19 protein-coding genes and 1 tRNA gene are annotated in these 21678 nt (G+C 64.1%); 4 read left to right on the forward strand and 16 right to left on the reverse strand.

Annotation, left to right across the window (positions count from 1 at the left end):
- Position 1: 1 nt before the first annotated feature.
- The 13 genes from lpxA to rpsB all read right to left on the reverse strand — a co-directional run bounded on the left by lpxA (position 2) and on the right by rpsB (position 12526).
- Positions 2–796, reverse strand: coding sequence for an acyl-ACP--UDP-N-acetylglucosamine O-acyltransferase (lpxA, locus tag LNV28_RS19270; RefSeq protein WP_263519575.1), 795 nt, complete (start codon positions 794–796; stop codon positions 2–4).
- 13 nt (positions 797–809) lie between these two features.
- Positions 810–1253: a 3-hydroxyacyl-ACP dehydratase FabZ gene (fabZ, locus tag LNV28_RS19275; protein WP_263519574.1), complete on the reverse strand. Its 444-nt coding sequence runs from the start codon at positions 1251–1253 to the stop codon at positions 810–812.
- Positions 1250–2281 carry a UDP-3-O-(3-hydroxymyristoyl)glucosamine N-acyltransferase gene (gene lpxD / locus LNV28_RS19280; RefSeq protein WP_263519572.1) on the reverse strand — a complete coding sequence of 344 codons (1032 nt, stop codon included), beginning with the start codon at positions 2279–2281 and terminating at the stop codon, positions 1250–1252. The genes fabZ and lpxD overlap by 4 nt, the downstream gene beginning before the upstream one ends.
- Before the next feature lie 3 nt (positions 2282–2284).
- Positions 2285–2794, reverse strand: a complete 510-nt coding sequence (locus LNV28_RS19285; RefSeq protein ID WP_263519571.1) for an OmpH/Skp family outer membrane protein — start codon at positions 2792–2794, stop codon at positions 2285–2287.
- Positions 2794–5121 carry an outer membrane protein assembly factor BamA gene (gene bamA / locus LNV28_RS19290; RefSeq protein WP_263519569.1) on the reverse strand — a complete coding sequence of 776 codons (2328 nt, stop codon included), beginning with the start codon at positions 5119–5121 and terminating at the stop codon, positions 2794–2796. The genes LNV28_RS19285 and bamA overlap by 1 nt, the downstream gene beginning before the upstream one ends.
- A gap of 10 nt (positions 5122–5131) precedes the next feature.
- On the reverse strand, positions 5132–6499 hold the full coding sequence (gene rseP, locus LNV28_RS19295) for an RIP metalloprotease RseP (protein ID WP_263519568.1): 1368 nt from the start codon (positions 6497–6499) through the stop codon (positions 5132–5134).
- Entirely contained in the window at positions 6496–7695 is a 1200-nt protein-coding gene (locus tag LNV28_RS19300) for a 1-deoxy-D-xylulose-5-phosphate reductoisomerase (RefSeq protein WP_263519566.1), read from the reverse strand. The genes rseP and LNV28_RS19300 overlap by 4 nt, the downstream gene beginning before the upstream one ends.
- Positions 7692–8546 (reverse strand): phosphatidate cytidylyltransferase, encoded by an 855-nt coding sequence (locus LNV28_RS19305; protein ID WP_263519564.1) that lies wholly within the window; start codon positions 8544–8546, stop codon positions 7692–7694. The genes LNV28_RS19300 and LNV28_RS19305 overlap by 4 nt, the downstream gene beginning before the upstream one ends.
- 5 nt (positions 8547–8551) lie before the next feature.
- Positions 8552–9265 carry a polyprenyl diphosphate synthase gene (uppS, locus tag LNV28_RS19310; RefSeq protein ID WP_263519562.1) on the reverse strand — a complete coding sequence of 238 codons (714 nt, stop codon included), beginning with the start codon at positions 9263–9265 and terminating at the stop codon, positions 8552–8554.
- 29 nt (positions 9266–9294) lie between these two features.
- The gene (gene frr, locus LNV28_RS19315) at positions 9295–9855 is read right to left on the reverse strand and encodes a ribosome recycling factor (protein ID WP_263519560.1); all 561 of its coding nucleotides are present in this window, start codon (positions 9853–9855) and stop codon (positions 9295–9297) included.
- Positions 9856–9883: 28 nt separating this feature from the next.
- A complete protein-coding gene (gene pyrH, locus LNV28_RS19320) occupies positions 9884–10594 on the reverse strand; it encodes a UMP kinase (protein WP_263519558.1) in 711 nt (236 codons plus the stop codon).
- A gap of 166 nt (positions 10595–10760) precedes the next feature.
- The gene (tsf, locus tag LNV28_RS19325) at positions 10761–11657 is read right to left on the reverse strand and encodes a translation elongation factor Ts (protein ID WP_263519557.1); all 897 of its coding nucleotides are present in this window, start codon (positions 11655–11657) and stop codon (positions 10761–10763) included.
- 122 nt (positions 11658–11779) lie between these two features.
- Complete coding sequence (gene rpsB, locus LNV28_RS19330; protein ID WP_263519555.1) at positions 11780–12526, reverse strand: 30S ribosomal protein S2; 747 nt, start codon at positions 12524–12526, stop codon at positions 11780–11782.
- A 210-nt stretch (positions 12527–12736) separates the two neighbouring features.
- Here rpsB and LNV28_RS19335 point away from each other — a divergent pair, with 210 nt between their 5' ends.
- The 3 genes from LNV28_RS19335 to LNV28_RS19345 are packed head-to-tail and all read left to right on the forward strand — an operon-like array spanning position 12737 to position 17024.
- Positions 12737–14122, forward strand: a complete 1386-nt coding sequence (locus LNV28_RS19335) for an amidase (RefSeq protein ID WP_263519553.1) — start codon at positions 12737–12739, stop codon at positions 14120–14122.
- A gap of 1 nt (position 14123) precedes the next feature.
- A complete protein-coding gene (locus LNV28_RS19340) occupies positions 14124–15446 on the forward strand; it encodes an FAD-dependent oxidoreductase (protein ID WP_263519551.1) in 1323 nt (440 codons plus the stop codon).
- Positions 15447–15458: 12 nt separating this feature from the next.
- Positions 15459–17024: an NAD(P)H-hydrate dehydratase gene (locus tag LNV28_RS19345; protein ID WP_263519549.1), complete on the forward strand. Its 1566-nt coding sequence runs from the start codon at positions 15459–15461 to the stop codon at positions 17022–17024.
- Positions 17025–17033: 9 nt separating this feature from the next.
- Here the strand turns inward: LNV28_RS19345 and rnr are convergent, their stop codons facing one another.
- On the reverse strand, positions 17034–19385 hold the full coding sequence (gene rnr / locus LNV28_RS19350; RefSeq protein ID WP_263569031.1) for a ribonuclease R: 2352 nt from the start codon (positions 19383–19385) through the stop codon (positions 17034–17036).
- Positions 19386–19501: 116 nt separating this feature from the next.
- On the opposite strand from rnr, the gene LNV28_RS19355 reads away from it, so the two are divergent.
- Positions 19502–19586 (forward strand) — tRNA-Leu (locus LNV28_RS19355).
- Positions 19587–19738: 152 nt separating this feature from the next.
- Here the strand turns inward: LNV28_RS19355 and LNV28_RS19360 are convergent.
- Positions 19739–20260 carry a phosphoribosyltransferase gene (locus LNV28_RS19360; protein WP_263519546.1) on the reverse strand — a complete coding sequence of 174 codons (522 nt, stop codon included), beginning with the start codon at positions 20258–20260 and terminating at the stop codon, positions 19739–19741.
- 77 nt (positions 20261–20337) lie between these two features.
- Positions 20338–21675, reverse strand: a complete 1338-nt coding sequence (locus tag LNV28_RS19365) for an adenylosuccinate synthase (protein ID WP_263519544.1) — start codon at positions 21673–21675, stop codon at positions 20338–20340.
- Between the last annotated feature and the right edge of the window lie 3 nt (positions 21676–21678).

Below are 21678 nucleotides of genomic sequence, written 5' to 3' on the forward strand. Positions count from 1 at the left end.
ATCAGCGCACCAGACCGCGCTTGGCGCTGGCGATGAAGTCCAGCATCAGCTGCACATCAGCCTGAGAGTCCTCGCCCTGCTCGCCCCGCAGCACAGCGATCTGCTCGACCGACTGCTCCAGCGTCAGGCCGCTGCGGAAGATCAGCTTGTGCAGCTGACGGATCACGGCGATGCGCTCGTTGCTGAAGCCGCGGCGGCGCAGGCCCGTCAGGTTGACGGCGCGCACAGCCAGCGGATTGCCATCCACGGTCATGAAAGGCGCGACATCCTGCGACACATGGCCCTGGAAACCGATCATGGCGTGGGCGCCGATCTTGACGAACTGGTGCACGCCGGTCAGGCCGCCAATCACCGCCCAGTCACCCACATGCACATGGCCGGCCAGCGTGGCGTTGTTGGCCAGCACGCAGTGACTGCCCAGCTGCACGTCATGGGCCAGATGCACATAGGCCATGATCCAGTTGTCGGACCCGACCCGGGTGATGCCCTCTTCCTTGAGCGTGCCGGTGTTGAGCGTGCAGAATTCGCGCACGGTGTTGCGGTCGCCGATCACGAGTTCGGTCAGCTCGCCGCCGTGGCTCATATCCTGCGGCATCGCGCCGATGGAGCTGAACTGGTAGAACTGGTTGTCGCCACCGATGGTGGTGCGGCCTTCGATCACACAGTGCGGGCCGATGCGGGTGCCCGCACCGATCTTCACCTGCGGGCCGATCAGGGTGTAGGCACCGACCGTGACCGAACTGTCCAGCTCGGCAGCGGGGTCGATGATGGCCGTCGGGTGAATCCTGCTCGTCATGTCGCGCAGTGCCTCAGGCTTCGATACGGCGCATGGTGCAGATCAGCTGCGCCTCGCAAGCCAGCTCAGCGCCCACCATGACCTTGCCGCTGAATTTGTAGATGCCGGCCTTGGCGCGGTCCAGAGTCACATCCAGCAGCAGCTGGTCACCGGGCTCGACCACACGCTTGAAGCGGGCGTTGTCGATGCCAGCAAAGTACACCACCGTGTTCTCATCGAGCACGGTGCCATTGCTGTCCAGAGCCAGCAAGGTGGCGGCCTGAGCCATGGCTTCGAGCATCAGCACACCCGGCATGACGGGGCGGTGCGGGAAATGGCCGACGAAATAGGGCTCGTTGATGCTGACGTTCTTGATCGCCTGGATGCGCTTGCCCTTCTCGATCTCGATCACGCGGTCCACCAGCAGCAGCGGGTAGCGATGCGGGAGCTTCTTGAGAATTTCGTGGATGTCCATCATGTTGAATTCTTCTTCTCTAGTGCGCGGATACGGTCGCGCAAGGTATGCAATTGACGCAGTGTGGCCGCGTTCTTTTCCCAGCTGGCATTGTCGTCGAAGGGGAAGACGCCGCTGTACTGGCCCGGCTGCTTGATGCTGCGGCTGACCACGGTGGCAGCCGAAACATGGACTTGGTCCACCAAGCTCAGATGCCCCAGGATGATGGCGCCACCACCGACCGTGCAATGGGCGCCGATGCGCGCGCTGCCCGCCACACCGGCACAGCCGGCCATGGCCGTGTGTGCGCCGACATGGACGTTGTGACCGATCTGGATCAGGTTGTCGAGCTTGACGCCGTCTTCCAGCACGGTGTCCTCGAGCGCGCCGCGGTCGATGCAGGTGTTGGCGCCGATCTCCACATCGTTGCCAATGCGCACCGCGCCCAGCTGCTCGATCTTTTCCCAGCGCCCTTGCGTCGGTGCGAACCCGAAACCGTCAGCGCCGATGACCACGCCCGCATGCACGATACAGCGCTCACCGATCTGGCAATCAAAGCCCAAGGTCACCCGGGCGGCCAGGCGGCTGCCGGAGCCCACGCGGGCATTGCGCTCGACCACGCAGTGCGGGCCGATCTGGGCGCCATCGCCGATTTGCGCGCCGGCCTCGATCACCGCCAGAGCACCGATGCTGACATCCGCGCCAATCAGCGCACTCGCGTCAATCACGGCACTGGGATGGATGCCTGCCGCAGCGCGCGGGCGCACGCGCGCCGCCCACCATTGGGTGAGCCGCGCGAAATAGAGGTAAGGATCGGGCGTGACGATGGCGGCGCCGCGAGCAGCGGCGGCCTCGGCAAAGGCCGGAGCCACGATCACGCAGGCCGCTGAGCTGCTGGCCAGCTGCGCCTGGTAGCGAGGATTGGACAGAAAGCTCAGCGTGCCCGCATCGGCCGCTTCCAGCGGGCCGATGCGCGTGATCTGCGTTTCGGACGCACCATGAAGATCGCCGCCCAAGGCGGCGATCACATCAGCCAGTGAGACTGCGCCCACTGATTACTTCTGGGCGTTGAGCGCGTCGATCACCTTCTTGGTGATGTCCACGCGGGCGCTGAAGTGGATGGCATCTTGCAGGATCAGGTCGTACTTTTCAGCATCGAAGATCTGCTTGATGACCTTGTTGGCGCGGTCGACGACAGCTTGCAGCTCTTCGTTCTTGCGCTGCGTCAGGTCTTCCTGCCACTCGCGGCGCTTGCGCTGCAAGTCGCGGTCCAGCTCGACCAAGTCACGCTGGCGACGGTTGCGCTCGGCTTCCGACAAGGTCGGCGCTTCCTTTTCCAGCTTCTCAGCCGAATTGCGCAGCTTGGACTCAATGTCCTTGAGCTCTTTCTCTCGCTTGCCGAATTCGATTTCCAGCTTCTGGGTCGCAGCCTTGCCGACATTGGCTTCGCGCAACACGCGATCGCTGTTGACATAGCCAATCTTCAAGTCCTGCGCCTGCACGCCCAGCGTCGACACAGACATCATGGCAGCCAAAGCCACCGCCTTAAAAAGCTTGCTCTTCATCAGAATGCAGTCCCGATCTGGAATTGGAATTTTTCGATTCTATCTGTTGGATGTTTGCGCAAGGGCACGCCATAGCTCAGACGCAGCGGACCCATGGGTGAGACCCAACTCAAGCCGAAACCTGCCGAAGCCCTCAACATGGAGGTGCCGTTCTTCAAGGTATCGAAATTGATCTTTTCATGCTCTGCCCAGACGTTGCCGGCATCGACGAAACCGAACAGGCGGAAGGTCTTGTCATTGCCGCTGCCCGGAACCGGCAGATAGAGCTCAGCATTGACGTTGACGCGACGATTGCCGCCCGAGTAGGAGCCGGTCACATCAACCGGACCCAAAGAGCCCGCTTCGAACACGCGCACCGAACCGAGGCCGCCGGCGTAGAAATTCTTGAAGATCGGATATGGCCGGCCGCCAATGCCAGCGCCCCAACCGAGTTCACTGTTCAAGCCCAGAGTGATCTTGTTGGTGATGGGGATGTACTGCTGGTACTGAAGATTGGCACGGACATAGCGCGCATCACCAGCCGGGCTCATTTCCAGGTTGATGCGCTGGTACTTGCCAAACATGGGCGAGATGATGCTGTCGCGGCTGTCGCGCTGCCAGCCAATGGTCAGCGGCAAGGACAGGCTGTTGTTACCAAAAGCGCGACCGTAGAGCAGATAGCTCAAAGGCAGGCCCTGGTTGGTGGTCATCTTGGTGCGCTCGTAGCCGACCCCGAAGAACACCGTGTCCTGTTCCGAGAACGGCACGCCAAAACGGATCGAACCGCCATGCGTGACCATCTCAAACTGCTCGCCCAGGTTATTGAGCGGCTTCTGCGTGCGGTAGAAGACATCGAGCGCGCGCGAGACACCGTCGACCGTGAAATACGGATCCACCGTGGACAGCACCAGAGCGCGGCCGACCGAAGAGGTGTTCACTTCCACGCCCAGGTAATTGCCCGAGCCGAACACGTTTTCCTGCTTGATCGCACCTGTGAAGGACAGCTTCTGCTGGCTGGAGTAACCGGCACCGACCTGAATATTGCCGGTCGGCCGTTCTTCCACTGTCAAGATCACATCGACCTGATCCTGGGCACCGGCGACCTCGTTGGTGTCGATGGTCACTTCCTTGAAGTAGCCGAGGCGCTCAACGCGGTCACGCGAGGCCTTGATACGACGACCGTCGTACCAGGCCGATTCGAACTGCCGGAACTCGCGTCGAATCACTTCGTCCCGGGTGCGGTTGTTGCCTGCAATCAGCACGCGGCGCACATAGACACGACGAGCCGGCTCGGCCACGAAGGTCACCACCACTTGGCCGGTGGCCCGATCGATTTCAGGGCGGCTGTCGACACGCGCGAAGGCGTAGCCGAAGCTGCCATACAAATCGGTGAAGGCACGGGTAGTCTGGGCCACGGCCTCGCCCTGATAGGGCTGGCCAGGGCGCAACAGCACCATGCGGCGGAAATCTTCCTCGCGCCCGAGGAACTCGCCCTCCAACTTGACGGCGGTCACGGTGTAGGGCTGGCCTTCATTGACCGTGACGGCAATACTGATGCTCTGCTTGTCCGGCGAGATCGTCACCTGGGTCGAGGTGACGGCGAACTCCAGATAGCCGCGGTTCATGTAGTAGGAGCGCAGCGTCTCCAGATCGGCATTGAGCTTGGTGCGGGAATAGCGGTCGGTCTTGGTGTACCAAGTCAACCAGCCGCTGCTGGTCTGCTCCAGCAGACCCAGCAAGGTGCTCTCGGAAAACACCTTGCTGCCCAGGATGCGCACTTCGCCAATCTTGGCCGGCTCGCCCTCGCTCACGGTGAAGCTGACGTTGACGCGGTTGCGCTCCAGCGGCGTGATGGTGGTGGTGACCTCGGCACCGTAGAGGCTGCGCGTCAGGTACTGGCGCTTGAGCTCCTGCTCGGCGCGGTCGGCCAAGGCGCGGTCAAAGGGCTTACCCTCACCGATGCCCACGTCCTTCAAGGACTTGCTGAGCGCTTCGGTGTCGAATTCCTTCAAGCCGATGAAGCTCACATTGGCAATGATGGGCCGCTCTTCAATCATGATGACAACATCGTTGCCGTCAATATTGATGCGCACATCCTTGAACAGGCCGGTCGCGAACAGGGCGCGCAGTGCGGCCGCGCCCTTGTCGTCGTTGTAGCTGTCGCCGACGCGGAAGGGCAAGGAGGCAAAGACGGTGCCGGGGTCGGTACGCTTCAGACCCTCGACGCGAATATCCTTGAGAACAAAGGGATCCACCGCCCAGGCGGCGCCTGACTGCAGTGTGGCCGCAAGGGCCAAGGTCAGGATGGAGGGGCGCAGGGGCGCTCCCGTTCTAAAGAATGAGGACATGCAAGTAGAGTCAATGCAGGCCCGTCAAGCGGGCCACGTCGTTGGAAAGGGCCAAAGCCATCATCAGCATCAGGATCAGCGCGCCCGCGCGCTGCAGTTGCGTTTGCCACCACTCCGAGACGGGGCGGCCGCTCAAACCCTCGAAAAGATAATACATCAGGTGTCCACCATCGAGCATCGGCAGCGGCAGCAGGTTCAGCACACCCAGACTGACGCTGACCAGAGCCAGAAAGCCCAGATACTGCGCCAGACCCGACCGCGCTGACTGACCCGCGTAGTCCGCAATCGTCAGCGGGCCACTGAGGTTCTTCAGCGAAGCCTCGCCGACCAGCATACGGCCGAACATCTTGAGGGTCATCCATGAGACGTCCCAGGTGCGTTCGGCGCCCCGCAGCAGCCCATCCCACGGGCCGTAACGGACCATCACCATGGCAGGCTGCCCGCCGACCATGGCTTCGATGCGGCCAAACTTGCGGCCGTTCTCGGCCACCACTTTGGGCTGAACCTCTAACTCGACCAACTGATCGCCGCGTGCGACTTGCCAGCGCATCGTCGTGGCCGGCTCTTGCGCGCCGGCCAAGCGGATACGTTCACGCAACTTGGCGGCATCGGGGACGACAACACCATCGACCTGGCGCACCAGGTCACCCACTTGCAGGCCAGCCTGGGCACCCGCACCGCCGGGAGTCAATGGACCCAGCACCGGCTCGCTGTAGGCCGGACCCAAGCCGAGCTTGGTGATCACTTGCGCATCGATCTCATGAGCTCCCAGGCTCTCAGTGTCGAGTTGCACGCTGCGCCGGCCATGCCCTTGGGCGTCGCTGAGCTCCAGATGCAGCTTGCGACCCTGCTCCACCGCCTCGGTCAAGCGCCAGCGCAGATCGGACAAAGAATGCACGTCCTGCCATTGCTGACCATCCAGCGACACCGCCTGCACCCAATCCCCGGCGCGCAAACCAGCGCGCTCGGCCAGGGACTCTCGGGCCGGCGAACCGAGCACGGCCTTGGGCTCCTCTTGCCCGACCCAGTTGACGCCAGCAAATAGCAGAATGGCCAGCAGGAGATTGGCCACCGGGCCGGCAGCCACGACGGCGACACGCTGGCGCAGCGGTCGGTTGTTGAAGGCCTGCTCGCGCAAGCCTGCGGGCACGGGGCCCTCACGCTCATCGAGCATGCGCACATAGCCACCCAGGGGCAAGGCGCAGAGCGTGAACTCGGTGTGCTCCGGGCTGCGTTGGTGGCGCCAGATCACGCGGCCAAAGCCAACCGAAAAGCGCAAGACCTTGACGCCACAGGCGCGCGCCACGCGGTAATGCCCGTACTCGTGCACGATGACCAGCACCGCCAGAGTCAGGATGAAGGCCAGAACGGTGCTCATGCGCCCAGCTCCGCAATCAGAACCAGGGCCTGGCGGCGTGCGCGCTGATCCAGGCTCAGCAAGCCTTCCACGCTATGGCACTCACCGGCCTGTGGCAGTGTGCTTTCCAGACTTTGCGCGTTGACGCGGTGGATGTGGTCGAAACGCAGGCGACCATCGAGGAAAGCGGCAACAGCCTCCTCATTGGCCGCATTGAGCACCGCCGTCGAGCCCTCGGCCGCACGCAGCGCCTGCCAGGACAGATAGAGGCCCGGGAAACGTCGTTCATCGGCTTCCTCGAAGCTCAGAGACGGCTGGGTCAGCAGATCAAGCCGGCTGGCGCCTGCCTCGATGCGTTCGGGGAATGACAGACCATAGGCGATGGGCACACGCATATCCGGCGTACCCAGCTGGGCCAGCACCGAGTTGTCTCGACAGACCACCATCGAGTGAATGATGCTCTGTGGATGGATCAGCACCTTGATCTGCTCGGGCTTGAGCGCGAACAACCAGCGCGCTTCAATCACCTCGAGCGCCTTGTTCATCATGGTGGCCGAGTCGACCGAGATCTTGCGGCCCATCACCCAGTTCGGGTGCGCCACGGCCTGGGCCGGGGTCACCTCATGCAGGGTGGCCGGGTCGCGCTGGCGGAAGGGGCCGCCCGAGGCTGTGAGAACGATGTGATCGATGCGCTGCGCCCAAGTGCTGCGGTCCTCGGGCAGGCATTGGAAGATCGCAGAATGCTCGCTGTCGATGGGCAGCAAGGTAGCCCCGCCCTGCTCCACCGCCTGCATGAACAAGGCGCCACCGACGACGATGGCCTCCTTGTTGGCCAGCAGCAGGCGCTTGCCCGCTTGGGCTGCTGCCAGGCAAGGCGCCAGGCCCGCGGCGCCGACGATGGCAGCCATGACCATGTCCACGTCCGGATGCGCCGCCACAGCGGACAGTGCTTCAGGTCCGTCTAGGACTTCGGTGCGGCTGCCCTGCTCGCGCAGCAAGCCGCGCAGCTGGGCGGCCAGGGTGGCATCGGGAAGCACTGCAAAACGCGGCTGCCATTGCAAGCACTGAGCCAACAAGGCGTCGACCCGGCTCATGGCACTCAAGGCAAAGACTTCAAAACGCTCGGGATGCCGGGCCAGCACGTCCAGGGTGTTGACGCCGATGGAACCGGTGGAGCCAAGCACGCAGATGCGCTGCGGACGGGAATGAAGACTCATGGGAGAGAGGAACTCAGGGAACTCAGCGCCAGAGCCAGAGGGAATACCGGCAGCAAGGCATCGACGCGATCGAGCACACCGCCATGGCCGGGCAGCAACTGACTGCTGTCCTTGGCGCCGACCGCACGTTTGATCAAGGATTCGAACAGATCACCGACCACGCTCATGCTGGCCAGGAAAACCAGGGCCAGCAAGCCCGTGAACAGGCCTTGCCCTTGCAGCAGGCGCTGGTAGAGGCTGGCGGAATCGACCGCGAACTGGCGGTCGATCACAAAGGTCCAGAACAGACCCAGGGCCAACACACCAACCATGCCGGTCCAGACCCCTTCCCAGCTCTTGCCGGGGCTGATGGTGACGGCCAGCTTGCGGCGGCCGAAGGTACGACCACCAAAGTAGGCGGCGACATCGGCCATCCAGACCAGGCAGAAAATGGAGAGCAGGAAGTTGATGCCGGTGGCCTTGGCCTCCAGCATGGCACCCCAGGCAGCCCAGAGCGCAAGAGCACCGAGCAGCAAACGCAAGGCCTTGGAGGCCTGCGGCCAAGCCGCCGGGCCACCGCGCAAGGCATAGGCCCCGCCCAGCACCCAGATCAGGCCCGCCAGCCACCAGCACCAGGCCGGCCGCGGCGCCAGGCCAAACAACCAGAGCGTGCCTGCACAAGCAGCCGCCAGGGCGGCGCCGAATGCGAGAGCCGGCAGGCCACCGGCGGCATTGAGCCTGCACCACTCCCAGCCGGCCGCGCCAATCATCAGCAAGGTCAGCAAGGCAAAAGGCCAGGGCGAGGCGGCGAACAGAGCGGGCAACAAGACGGCCAGCAAGGCCAAGGCCGTGATGATGCGGGCTTTGAGCATGGGGTTCAAACGCCAGCCAGGGCCGGCGCCTCTTTGACGCCGCCGAAGCGGCGGTCGCGTTCACGGAAGGACTCGATGGCCGCGTCCAGCTGCGCCTCACCGAACTCGGGCCAGAGGCAGTCAGAGAACACGAATTCCGTGTAAGCGACCTGCCAGAGCAGGAAATTGCTGATGCGCACTTCGCCGCCGGTGCGGATGAAGAGATCCGGGTCCGGCGCATAGCTCATGGCCATGAACTCGGACAGGCGCGCCTCGGTCAGCTCGGCCGGCGGCACGCCCGCCTCCATGGCCGATTTGCAGGCCTGCACCACATCCCAGCGGCCGCCGTAGTTGAAGGCCACCGACAGAGTCAGCTTGCTGTTGTGCGCCGTGGCCGACTCGGCCTCGTTCCAGGCATTGCGCAGCTTGGGCGAGACCGCCTCGCGATCACCGACGATGCGGATGCGCACCCCCATGGAGCCCATGCGGGCCAGGTAGCGCGACACCGCGGCCAGCACCAGACCCATCAGGCCTGACACCTCATCGCTGGGGCGCTTCCAGTTCTCCGAGGAGAAGGCGAACACCGTCAGATACTCGATCTCCCGGTCGATACAGGCCTGGACCACCTTGACCAAGGCATCGACGCCTTGCTTGTGGCCAAAGAAGCGCGGCAGAAAGCGCTTCTTGGCCCAGCGACCATTGCCATCCATCACGATGGCCACATGACGGGGCACCGCCATCTTCTCGCTCGTCACTGCGTCTGTTCCGCTCAAACCGCCAGAATTTCGGCTTCTTTGCCGGCAACCAGGCGGTCGATCTCGGCGATCGTGCGATCGGTGAGCTTTTGCGCATCGTCGAGGCTGCGGCGCTCGTCATCTTCGCTGATCAGCTTGTCCTTGGTCAGCTTCTTGGCCTGCTCATTGGCTTCGCGGCGCAGATTGCGCACAGCGATCTTGGCGTCTTCACCGGCATTGCGCACCACCTTGGTCAGGTCGCGACGGCGCTCTTCGTTGAGCGGCGGCATCGGCACACGGATCAACTCGCCTTGCGAGGCCGGATTCAGGCCGAGATCAGACTCACGGATGGCCTTCTCGATCTTGGCGCCCATGCCTTTTTCCCAGGGCTGAACGCTGATGGTGCGCGCATCCAGCAAGGTCACATTGGCCACCTGGGAGATCGGCACCATGGAGCCGTAGTAGTCAACGCTGACCTGGTCGAGGATGCCAGGGTGGGCACGACCGGTGCGGATCTTGTGCAACTCGCCCTTCAGTGCCTCGACCGACTTGCCCATCTTGGTTTCGGCGTTCTGCTTGATGTCTGCAATGCTCATGATTCTTGACCTTGAAAACCTTTGTTTCTCAAACGTGCACCAAAGTGCCTTCGTCTTCACCCATCACCACGCGCTTGAGAGCGCCCGCCTTCAAGATGCTGAACACGCGGATCGGCAGCTTCTGGTCGCGGCACAACGCGAAGGCGGTGGCGTCCAGCACTTGCAGATTCTGGGTGATGGCCTCATCGAAGCTGATGCGCGAGTAGCGGGTGGCGTTCGGGTCCTTCTTAGGGTCGGCGGTGTAGACACCGTCCACCTTGGTGGCCTTGAGCACGATCTCGGCGCCGATCTCAGCACCGCGCAGCGCCGCGGCCGTGTCGGTGGTGAAGAAAGGGTTGCCCGTGCCGGCCGCGAACACCACGACCTTGCCTTCTTCCAGATACTGCAGCGCCTTCGGGCGCACATAGGGCTCCACCACCTGCTCGATGCCGATGGCCGACATCACGCGAGCGACGATGCCCTCCTGGCGCATGGTGTCAGCCAAGGCCAGGGAATTCATCACCGTGGCCAGCATGCCCATGTAATCGGCCGTGGCGCGGTCCATGCCGACCGAGCCACCCGCGACGCCGCGGAAGATATTGCCGCCGCCGATCACCACCGCCACTTCAACACCGAGCTCGGTGACCTCACGGATTTCTTGCACCATGCGCACGATGGTCGCGCGGTTGATGCCGAAAGCGTCGTCGCCCATCAGGGCTTCACCGGAAAGTTTGAGCAGGATGCGTTTGTGCGCGGGCATGAGGACCTCTTGATGGCTGCTGTTGCTGGAAATGGGAGTGTCTGGCTTGTGCCGCGTCAGCGGCGTGCCGTTTGAGCACCTGCGGCAACCCAGGGGATAGGAGCTGCCGACTTCAACGGGCACAAGTGTAAAGGGCGCCAGAGGCGCCCTTTGTTTGCTTCAGGGCTTATTGACCCTTGGCGGCGGCCACTTGCGCGGCCACTTCGGCGGCGAAGTCGTCCACCTTCTTCTCGATGCCTTCACCCACCACGTACAGGGTGAAGCTCTTCACCGTGGTGGCCTTGTCCTTCAGCATGGCGGCGACGGTTTGCTTGCCGTCAGCGGCTTTCACGAAGACTTGGTCCAGCAGCGAGACTTCCTTCAGGTACTTCTGCACGGCGCCGTCCACCATCTTGGCGACGATATCGGCCGGCTTGCCGGACTCGGCAGCCTTCTCGGCAGCGATCTTGCGCTCCTTCTCGACCAGATCAGCCGACACTTCGGCTGCCGACAGAGCGGCCGGCTTCATGGCAGCCACGTGCATGGCGACGTCCTTGGCGGCGACTTCATTGCCGTCGAACTCGACCATCACGCCGATGCGGGTGCCGTGCAGGTAGGAAGCCAGCTGGGCGCCCGAGTTGTACAGCTTGATGCGACGCAGGGTCATGTTCTCGCCGATCTTGCCGATCAGGCCGCGGCGCACATCTTCCACGGTCGGGCCGAAGCCTTCTTGCGACAGCGGCAAGCCAGCCAGGGCTTCCACTTCGGACACGGCATTGGCAGCAGCCACTTGGGCGCAGGCATTGGCGAAGGCCAGGAATGCGTCGTTCTTGGTGACGAAGTCAGTTTCGCAGTTCACTTCCAGCAGCGCGCCGGTCGTGCCCACCACGGCCGAGGCGACCACGCCTTCAGCGGTGACGCGCGAAGCGGCCTTGCCGGCCTTGTTGCCCAGCTTGACGCGCAGGATTTCCTCAGCACGGGCCAGATCGCCCTCGGCTTCGGTCAGCGCCTTCTTGCATTCCATCATCGGGGCATCAGTGCGAGCGCGCAGCTCAGCGACCATGCTTGCGGTAATTGCAGCCATTTGAATCTCCGTTACTCAATGGACTCGCCCGGTTTTGAATCAGGCGAACACTTCAATTTGCTTTGAAAAAAAGGGGCTGAACACAGCCCCTTTGCGTCGGCGTCAGCCTGGCAGCTTGAAACTCAAGCGCCTTCGCTGACTTCCACGAACTCGTCGCCAGCCGGGGCAGCGGCTTGCACGACTTCGTTGCCAGCGTTGGCACGGCCTTCGATCACGGCGTCAGCGACGGCGCGAGCGTACAGGGCCACGGCCTTGGCCGAGTCATCGTTGCCGGGGATCACGTAGTCGATGCCGATGGGCGAGTGGTTGGTGTCAACCACGCCGATCACGGGGATGCCCAGCTTCTTGGCTTCCAGCACGGCAATCTTGTGGAAACCCACGTCGATCACGAAGATGGCGTCCGGCAGACCGTTCATGTCCTGGATGCCGCCGATGTTCTTTTCCAGCTTGGCCAGATCACGTTGGAACATCAAAGCTTCCTTCTTGATCGCGGGCTGGGTGCCGGCGTCAACTTGGGCTTGCATGTCCTTCAGGTTCTTCAGCGAAGTCTTGACCGTCTTGAAGTTGGTCATCATGCCGCCCAACCAACGCTGGTCGACGTAAGGCACGCCGGCGCGCTGAGCTTCCATGGCCACCACTTCACGGGCTTGGCGCTTGGTGCCGATCATCATGATCGTGCCGCGCTTGGCCGACAGTTGGCGAATGAACTTCAAAGCCTCTTCGAACGCGGGCAGCGTCTTCTCGAGGTTGATGATGTGGATCTTGTTGCGGTGGCCGTAGATATACGGGGCCATCTTGGGGTGCCAGAAGCGGGTTTGGTGACCAAAGTGGACGCCGGCTTCCAGCATTTCGCGCATCGTAACGGACATGTTTTTAACTCCGAAGGTTGTGTCTAAAATCCGGCCCGAATTGCTCTGCTTTGTGGCCCCAGCCCTGCATCAAAACAGGGCCTGGCCTCTTGCAACAACTTGCAGCAGCAACACCTCTCAGTGGCCGGTTTGCGATTGATTCACCAGCACCAACCCCCTGCAACAATTGCAAAGGGGCGTCCGGCAAAACCCAAAGAGTATACACGACCTATGCCCCACGACCTGAGCAGCGCCTTGACCGCACTGCATGAAGGCCGCCTCCATGCCCTGGATGCCCTACGCACCAGCGAGCAAGCCGCCCACTCCGACGCCTGCCGTCACGCCTTCATCGGCGACTCCCTCGCCGCCATGGCGCCGAGCGCCGAGGCCGCTGCGTGCGCCAGCGACGCCGCAGCACAAGCCGGTGCACCTCGCCCCCTGCTGGGCGGCCTGTCCATCAGCATCAAAGACCTGTTCGACAGCGCCGGCTGCACCACGAGCGCTGGCTCCCGCTTGCTGCAAGGCCAGCCGACGGCCAGCAAGGACAGCCCCGCCGTCGCCCGACTGCGCCGAGCCGGCGCCGCCCTGCTGGGGCGCAGCAATATGAGCGAGTTCGCTTTCTCGGGGGTCGGCATCAACCCCCACCACGACACACCCGCCAATCCGGCCACTCACGCGATCGACGGACTGCAGCGCATTCCGGGCGGCTCCACTTCGGGCGGTGCGGTATCGGTGGCCAGCGGCGCGGCCTGGGCTGCACTGGGCTCGGACACCGGCGGCTCGATTCGAATTCCCGCCGCACTGCAAGGCCTGGTCGGATTCAAGAACACCGCCCGCCTGACGCCGACCGAAGGCTGCATTCCGCTCTCAACCACGCTGGACACGGCCTGCGCGATCACGCGGTCGGTCCGCGACGCAGTGCTGCTGCACGAAGTGCTGGCAGCGCGCGAGGTCCGGCTGAAACCCCGCCCCTTGCGCGCCACCCGGCTGGCCGTGATCCAAGAGCTGTTCCTCGATGGCATGGACAGCACCGTCAGCACCGCCTTCGAGGCCAGCCTGCGCCGCCTGCGCGAGCAAGGTGCGCAGATCGAGGAGATCCAACTGCCCGCCCTGCAAGACCTGCCCCCGCTGCAAGCGCAAGGCGGCTTTGCTGCAGCTGAAAGCTGGGCTTGGCACCGCCCACTGATGGCCCAGCATGGCGATACGTCCTACGACCCGCGCGTGGCCGCCCGCATCCGCCGCGGCGCGGCGATCAGCGCGGCCGACTACATCGACCTGATCCACACCCGCCGGTGCTGGATTGCCACCATGGAGGCGCAGCTGCAAGGCTTTGATGCCGTGCTCAGCCCCACCGTGCCGGTGGTCGCGCCATTGCTGCAGCCCCTGCTACTCAGCGACGAAGCCTTCTTCGCTGCTAACGCCTTTTTGCTGCGCAATCCTTCGGTGGTCAATCTGCTCGACGGCTGCGCCTTGTCCCTGCCCTGCCATGCACCCGACCAGCTGCCGGTTGGCCTGATGCTCTGGGCCCCGGCCTTGCAGGACGACGTACTGCTGAGCCTGGGCCTGCAGGTCGAACTGGCCCTGCGTTCAGCACACACTCACGGCGAGGAGCACTGAGATGCGCATCGCCATCATTGGCGCCGGCGTGGCCGGCGTCTGCAGCGCCTACGAGCTAGCCGCGGCCGGCCACCAGGTCACCGTGTTTGAACGCCGAGGCAGCGTGGCCGCCGAAGGCAGCTTCGCCACCGGCGGACATATCGCGCCCGCTCTGGCCCTGCCCTGGCTCGCGCCTAGCTTCCCGCGCCCCGGTGCCGGCCCGCTGGGCTGGCAATGGCAACGCTGGCGCAGCCAGCGCAAGCCGGCCATGCAGGAGGCGCAGGACCGCGTCTTGCACTTGGCACGTTTCAGCCATGAACGCCTGCAGCAACTGCGCCGCCACCTGCAGCTGGACCATGAGCGGGCCGAAGGGCAACTAGTGCTGCTGCGCCAGGACAAGGACCAGAAGGCCATCCAGTTCGGGCTGGAGCGCCTGCAGCGACTGGACATGCCCTATCGCTTACTCGATGCCGCGCAGTGCCTGGCCGTGGAGCCAGGCCTCAACCCCGAGATCGCTCTGCACGGCGGCATCCAGCTAGGCCTGGGCGAGGTCGGCAACACCCGACAGTTCTGCCACCTGCTGCGCAGCGAAGCGCAGCGCCTGGGCGCTCGCTTCCGCTTTCACACCACGGTGCGCCGCCTGGAGGCCGGGGCGCCCGCAAGCCTGGTGCATGAGTACACACCCACCGATGAGCAGCTGGGCCCGAGCACGCCCCAGCTGCGCCGCGCCGAGCCACCAGACGCGGGCGACACCCAACCCGCGCCGCTTGGTCCGCAAGAGGAGCGCTTTGACGCCGTGCTGGTGTGCGCCGGCACGGGCGCCGCGCCCCTGCTCAAGGCCTTGGGCTTGAAGCCGCGTTGGCGCGAGCTGCACACGCAATCCATCACGGCGCCGCTGCGCGTTCTGGAAGCCCACCCCCACCTGGGCCCGGTCGCCGGCCTGCTGGACTGGCAGCGCCAGGTCGGCATCAGCCGTATCGGCCAGCGCGTTCGCATCGCCAGCCTGCCAAGCCCGATTGCGCTTGAATTGAAGGCCAGCTCCCTGGCACCGCTGCACCAGGCTCTGAGCGACTGGTTTCCCGGTGCCATGCAAGGCGGGCAGGTGCAGAACTGGCAGGGCCGTCATCTGGCACTGGACGACGGCCTGCCCCTGCTGGGCGCCAGCGGCCAAACCGGCATCTGGCTCAATCTCGCTCAGCAATCGCTGGCCCATTCCGGTTGGACCCTGGCTTGCGGCGCGGCGGCCGTGCTGGCCCGGCAGATTGGCGGCGGCACCGCAGCCCAGGGCGCGCAAGACCCGACCCTGCCCGATATCGGCGGGCTGGACATTGGGCGCTGGGCCTGACAAGCTCGGCCCGTGCTGCAGCCCATTGACCTCCCCACCCACGCACTGACTTTGCACAGTGCCGCCCAGAGCCGCGCCCTTGAGGCAGCGGCTCTGGCCGGCCTGTCCAAGGGCGCCCTCATGGAGCGCGCTGGTGTGGCCCTGGCACGACTGATTCTGGCGCTGCCGCGCCGTGGAGAGGGCCCGATCCTGTTTGCCTGCGGCCCCGGCAACAACGGCGGCGACGGCCTGGTCGCAGCACGCCTGCTGCATCAACATGGGCTGGCGGTGCGAGTCCAACTGATCGAGGCCAGGAACGGCAGCAGCCAAGCCAGCGATGCCCGCGACGCACTGCAGGCCGCGCAGGCCGCAGGCGTCAGCATTCACGCTGGCTGGCAAACGCCGGCCCGCAGCAGCCTGGCCGTCGACGCCTTGCTCGGCCTGGGCTTGCAACGCGCACCGGGTGGCGCCTTGGGCGAAGCCATTCGCGCGCTCAATGCGCAGCAGATGTGCGAAGTGCTGGCGGTGGACCTGCCCAGCGGCCTGCTGGCAGACACCGGCATGCCCGCAGAAGGCGACGCTCACAGCCCTGCCCTGGCAGTGAAGGCCCAGCACTGCCTGAGCTTGCTGACGCTCAAGCCCGGTCTTTTCACCGGACAAGGCCGGGCCTTCTGCGGGCGCATCTGGCTTGACCGCCTCGACACCGACGGCATCAGCGTCAGTGACACCGTGACGGCCCGCCTGCTCGGCCACGACAGTCTCGCGCCATGGCACGGCGAGCCGGCCGGCGCACGCCATCTGCAGCACAAAGGCAGCCAGGGCGATGTGTTGGTGATTGGCGGAGCCACCGGCATGCGCGGCGCCGCGCGTCTGGCCGCACGAGCCGCCTTGGCAGCCGGCGCGGGCCGTGTCTACGCTTGGCTGCTGGGCTCCTCAGCGGACAGCGACATCGACCCGCAACGCCCCGAGCTGATGCGCTGGGCGGCCTCCGAGAACCCTGCCGATGCCAGCGCTTGGCGAGCTCGCACCGTGGTTTGTGGCTGCGGCGGCGGCGAAGCCGTGGAGGCCCATCTGGTGACGGTGCTGAAGCAAGCCGAGCGCCTCGTGCTCGATGCCGACGGACTCAATGCGGTGGCGCGCGCGCCAGAATTGGGGGCCCAATTGCTAGCGCGGGCGGCACGCGGCCAAGCCACGGTGCTCACCCCCCACCCGCTGGAAGCTGCGCGCCTGCTCGCCTGCAGCGTTGCCGAGCTGCAGTCAGACCGGCTGCATGCCGCGCAAGCGCTTGCGGACCGCTGGCACTGCACGGTGCTGCTGAAAGGCTCGGGCAGCGTGATCGCCAGCCCAAGCGGCGCTGCCGGTGGGGCAGCACCACCAGCCATCAACAGCAGCGGCAATGCGGCCTTGGCCACGGCCGGCACAGGCGATGTGCTGGCGGGCTGGCTGGGCGGGCTGTGGGCGCAGAAACCCGACATGCCCGCGCAGACCGTGGCCAGCGCAGCCTGCTTCTGGCACGGGCTGGCCGCCAAGCAATACAGCGGCGGGCCCCTGCGAGCCGCCGATCTGGTGGAGCGCATGCACGCGCTCCACCGAGGCTGAAGCCGCTGCTCAGCGACGCTTGCGGGCGGGCTGCTCGGCGACCTTTGCGGCTTTGCCTGCCTTGCTCGCCTTGCTTGATTTACTCGCCTGATTCTTGCGCGCCACCTGGCGCGCCAACTCGACCGGATGCGCCGGCTGGACCGAAGAAGCCGTGGCACGGCTGCGCCCCGCGGCACCGCGGCGAGCGGACTTTGCCACTGACTTGAGCTCGCGATCGCGGCTCAACAGCTGCTCCAACTCATCCTCGGCCGTGGCCGGCAGGGGCCGGGCATTGAGCCCCGCCTTGTCGCGCGCCGCACGAGCGACCAGCTTGGCCTCGCCACTTTCCTGAACCAGACGGAAATCGATCTTGCGGGCATCCAGGTCGACGCGGCTGACCTGAACCTGAACCTTGGCTCCCGTGGCATAGCGGATGCCAGTGCGCTCGCCGCGCAACTCCTGGCGCACTTCGTCGAACTTGAAATACTCGCCGCCCAGTTCGGTGATGTGGATCAGGCCCTCGACGAACAAGGCATCGAGCTGGACAAAGAGACCGAAGCTGGTCACGGCACTGACCGTGCCCGCGAACTCTTCTCCCAGATGCTCGCGCATATAGCGGCATTTGAGCCAGGCCTCGACATCGCGCGAAGCCTCGTCGGCACGGCGTTCGTTGGCGCTGCAATGAGCACCGACCACGTCCCAGCGTTCGATTTCGGTTGAGGCCTTGGCCGGGTCAATCGGCGCCGCGCGACCTGGGCGTTTGGCCGGCATGGGCACGTTCATCTTGCCGGCGTCGAGCTGGTACTTCTTGTCGACCAGCAGCGCCTTGATGACCCGATGCACAAGCAGGTCGGGATAGCGGCGGATCGGGCTGGTGAAGTGGGTGTAAGCCTGATAGCTGAGACCGAAATGGCCCGCATTGGCCGAGGTGTACATGGCCTGCTGCATGGAGCGCAGCAGCATGGCATGAATCTGCGTGGCATCCACCCGGTCCTTGGTGGCTGCCGCAATCGCCTGGTATTCGGCCGGCTTGGGATTGTCACCAATCGACAGCCCGAGACCCAAGGCACGCAGATAGGCCTGCAAGGCCACGCGCTTCTCGGGCGTGGGCCCTTCGTGCACACGGAACAGCGAGCCATGCTTGGAATGCTCGATGAAATCAGCCGCGCAGACATTGGCGGCCAACATGGCCTCCTCGATCAGCTTGTGCGCCTCGTTGCGCGTGCGCGGAATGATCTTCTCGATGCGGCCGTTGTCATCGCAAACGATCTGCGTCTCCACCGTGTCGAAGTCAATGGCGCCGCGCCGATGACGCTCGGCCAGCAAGGCCCGATAGACCTCGTGCAAATGCAGCAGATGCGGCACCAGCTCTCGTCGCTTGGCCGCCTCCGGCCCATGGGTGTTGCCCAGGATGGCTGCGACCTCGTTGTATGTGAAACGCGCTTGGGAACGAATCACCGCGGGGTAGAACTGATAAGCCTGGACTTCCCCGCTCTCGCTGACCAGCATGTCGCAAACCATGGACAGGCGGTCTTCATGGGGATTCAGAGAGCACAGCCCGTTGGAGAGCTTCTCCGGCAGCATCGGAATCACGCGGCGCGGAAAGTAGACCGAGGTGGCGCGCTCGTAGGCATCGCCGTCCAGGGGGTCGCCGGGCTTCACATAATGGCTGACATCGGCGATGGCCACCAGCAGGCGCCAGCCGGTAAAGGCCGTCTTGCCGCGCCCTTGCTTGTGCGGCTCGCAGTAGACCGCGTCATCGAAGTCTCGCGCGTCTTCGCCGTCGATGGTGACCAGGGCGACGTCTCGCAGGTCAATGCGCCCTTTCAAATCGGCGGCGCGCAGCTTCTCGGGCAGCTTGGCTGCCTGGGCCAAGGTTTCGGCGCTGAAGCGGTGCGGCACCTCGTACTTGCGCACGGCGATCTCGATCTCCATGCCCGGGTCGTCGATCTCCCCCAGCACCTCGACCACCCGGCCGACCGGCTGCGCATACAAGGAGGGCGGCTCGATCAGTTCCACGGCCACCACCTGCCCGGCCACCGCATTGGCAATGCCGTTCTTGGGAATCAGAATGTCCTGACCCATTCGCTTGTCTTCCGGCGCCACCAACCAGATGCCCGACTCCAGCAGCAAGCGGCCGATGATGGGCTTCTTCTTGCGCTCCAGGATTTCCAGCACCCGACCCTCGGGCCGTCCGCGCTTGTCATAACGCGTGATTCGCACGCGCAGTCGGTCGCCATGCATGACGGCGTGCATTTCCTGCTGCGACAGGTAGATGTCCTGTGCGCCGACATCGGGCAAGAGGAAGCCATGCCCATCGCGGTGCCCCTGCAAAGTCCCGTCGACTTCGCTGAGCAAACCTGCGTTCTCGGCGGGCGCCACAGCATTTGCGCTGCCAGCACTTGAGTTCTTAAAGTTTTTGATGATAGAATCCTTGCTTTCCTGAAACGTCAGGGCTTACTCAAAAGATCATTCTTGAGAGCAAAGCTTTGAACCTTGCCCAGGTGGCGGAATTGGTAGACGCACTAGTTTCAGGTACTAGCGGGTAACTCCGTGGAGGTTCGAGTCCTCTCCTGGGCACCAAATCCATCAAAGGCCAGTATCGAAAGATACCGGCCTTTGTCATTCTCGCGCCCCAAAAGCTAGGGGCAGCGCGGTCAAAAGAGAAAAGCCGGCCGACGCCGACCTGCAGAAGGTCAGCGTCGCCGGCTTTTTGCATGGCCTGCAGCGTAGGCTCAGACAACAAACTTCTTGGCCAGCGCATCAGGGCGCATGTCGTCGTACTCTTCGAAAGGCTGGTGGATCCAGGGGCTGGTGTCCAGCATTTCGACATAGTAGTCCGGCGTGTAGCTGGACACACCCTTGGTCCAGATCACGGCCGAACGCAGTTCGCTGATCGCCGGCATGCCGCGCAAACGCTCAACCACAGCCTTGAGCGTCACGCCGGAGTCGGCGAGATCGTCCACCAGCAGCACTCGGCCGGCCAACTCGCCCTTGGGCATGGTGATGTACTTGGCAATGTCCAGGCGCCCCTGGATGGTGCCGGCTTCGGCACGGTAGGAGCTGGTGGACATGATGCCCAGCGGCTTGTCGAACACGCGGGACAGCACGTCACCAGGGCGCATGCCGCCACGGGCGAGGCAAAGAATCTGATCGAACTCCCAACCGGAAGCGTGGATCTTGAGCGCCAGGCGCTCGGTCAGCATGTGGTATTCGTCCCAGGACACGTACAGATGCTTGCCGTCGTCGGTCAACATGGATGGTTTCTCCTGTGGAGTGGGCGGGTGAGGCTCAGAAAACTAAAGAAATGCCCAAAGCTAGGCAAGGGATCGGATCAAGCCGTGTAGGGATGACGGAGCAGGATGGTGTGCTCGCGGTCCGGTCCGGTCGAGACCATATCAATCGGCGCGCCAATGACTTCCTTGATGCGCTGCAAGTAATTGCGGGCATTCTGCGGCAAGGCATCCCAGGCCGTCACGCCGAACGTGGTCTCGGTCCAACCCGGGAAGGTTTCATAGATGGCCTCGCTGCCGACGATTTCATCACCATCCAGCGGCAGGATGTCGAGCACGCGGCCGTCGGCCAGCTTGTAGCCCACGCACATCTTGATCTCGCTCAGGCCGTCCAGCACGTCGAGCTTGGTGATGCACAGGCCGGTGATGCCATTGATGATGACCGAGCGCTTGAGAGCAGCCGCATCAAACCAACCGCAACGGCGGGCGCGGCCTGTCACCGTGCCACGCTCCTGGCCGACAGTGGCCAGATGATGGCCGACGGTACCCTCTTTTTCCCACTCCAACTCGGTCGGGAACGGGCCAGAGCCGACACGGGTGGTGTAAGCCTTGGTGATGCCCAGCATGTAGTGCAGCATCTGTGGACCAACGCCGGCACCGGCGGCGGCATTGCCGGCCACGCAGTTGCTGGATGTGACGTAAGGATAGGTGCCGTGGTCGATGTCCAGCAGCGTGCCTTGAGCGCCTTCGAACAGGATGTTGGCGCCCGCCAGGTGAGCCTTGTGAATCATGTAACCCACATCAGCCATCATGGGCTTGATCACCTCAGCCATCTTCATGGCCTGGTCGAAGATGGGCTGGAACTCGAGCGCGGTGGCGTTCAGGTAACCACTGAGTGCAAAGTTATGCAGGTCGAGCAACTCACGCAGCTTCTTGGCAAAGCGATCGGGATGCTTGAGGTCCTGCACGCGCAGGGCACGACGAGCCACTTTGTCCTCATAGGCCGGGCCGATGCCCTTGCCGGTGGTGCCGATCTTGCCGGCGCCGCTGCTTTCACGCAGGGCTTCGCGAGCTTTGTCCACTTCCACATGGAAGGGCAGGATCAGCGGGCAGGATTCGCTGATGAACAGGCGCGAACGCACTTCCACACCGGCTTTTTCCAGGCGCTCGATCTCGCCCAGCAGGTGGGTGGGGTCCACCACCACACCGTTGCCGATGTAGCAGGCCACGCCGTCACGCATGATGCCCGAGGGGATCAATTGCAATGCCGTCTTCACACCCTTGATGACCAAGGTGTGCCCGGCATTGTGGCCGCCCTGGAAACGCACCACGCCTTGCGCGTGATCGGTCATCCAGTCGACCACCTTGCCCTTGCCTTCGTCACCCCATTGAGTGCCCACAACAACCACATTGCGGCCACGAGCGATTTCGCTATTCATCTT

The organism is Paucibacter sp. DJ2R-2, from assembly GCF_025717675.1.
In the GTDB taxonomy this organism is placed as follows: Bacteria; Pseudomonadota; Gammaproteobacteria; order Burkholderiales; family Burkholderiaceae_C; genus Paucibacter_A.

Coding starts and splice junctions, on each gene's coding strand:
- bamA (WP_263519569.1), bottom strand. CDS start 5,121: ATGTCCTCATTCTTTAGAACGGGAGCGCCCCTGCGCCCCTCCATCCTG.
- LNV28_RS19305 (WP_263519564.1), bottom strand. CDS start 8,546: ATGCTCAAAGCCCGCATCATCACGGCCTTGGCCTTGCTGGCCGTCTTG.
- LNV28_RS19360 (WP_263519546.1), bottom strand. CDS start 20,260: ATGTTGACCGACGACGGCAAGCATCTGTACGTGTCCTGGGACGAATAC.
- uppS (WP_263519562.1), bottom strand. CDS start 9,265: ATGGCGGTGCCCCGTCATGTGGCCATCGTGATGGATGGCAATGGTCGC.
- LNV28_RS19340 (WP_263519551.1), top strand. CDS start 14,124: ATGCGCATCGCCATCATTGGCGCCGGCGTGGCCGGCGTCTGCAGCGCC.
- LNV28_RS19285 (WP_263519571.1), bottom strand. CDS start 2,794: ATGAAGAGCAAGCTTTTTAAGGCGGTGGCTTTGGCTGCCATGATGTCT.
- lpxA (WP_263519575.1), bottom strand. CDS start 796: ATGACGAGCAGGATTCACCCGACGGCCATCATCGACCCCGCTGCCGAG.
- rseP (WP_263519568.1), bottom strand. CDS start 6,499: ATGAGCACCGTTCTGGCCTTCATCCTGACTCTGGCGGTGCTGGTCATC.
- fabZ (WP_263519574.1), bottom strand. CDS start 1,253: ATGATGGACATCCACGAAATTCTCAAGAAGCTCCCGCATCGCTACCCG.
- rpsB (WP_263519555.1), bottom strand. CDS start 12,526: ATGTCCGTTACGATGCGCGAAATGCTGGAAGCCGGCGTCCACTTTGGT.
- frr (WP_263519560.1), bottom strand. CDS start 9,855: ATGAGCATTGCAGACATCAAGCAGAACGCCGAAACCAAGATGGGCAAG.
- LNV28_RS19335 (WP_263519553.1), top strand. CDS start 12,737: ATGCCCCACGACCTGAGCAGCGCCTTGACCGCACTGCATGAAGGCCGC.
- LNV28_RS19300 (WP_263519566.1), bottom strand. CDS start 7,695: ATGAGTCTTCATTCCCGTCCGCAGCGCATCTGCGTGCTTGGCTCCACC.
- tsf (WP_263519557.1), bottom strand. CDS start 11,657: ATGGCTGCAATTACCGCAAGCATGGTCGCTGAGCTGCGCGCTCGCACT.
- pyrH (WP_263519558.1), bottom strand. CDS start 10,594: ATGCCCGCGCACAAACGCATCCTGCTCAAACTTTCCGGTGAAGCCCTG.
- LNV28_RS19365 (WP_263519544.1), bottom strand. CDS start 21,675: ATGAATAGCGAAATCGCTCGTGGCCGCAATGTGGTTGTTGTGGGCACT.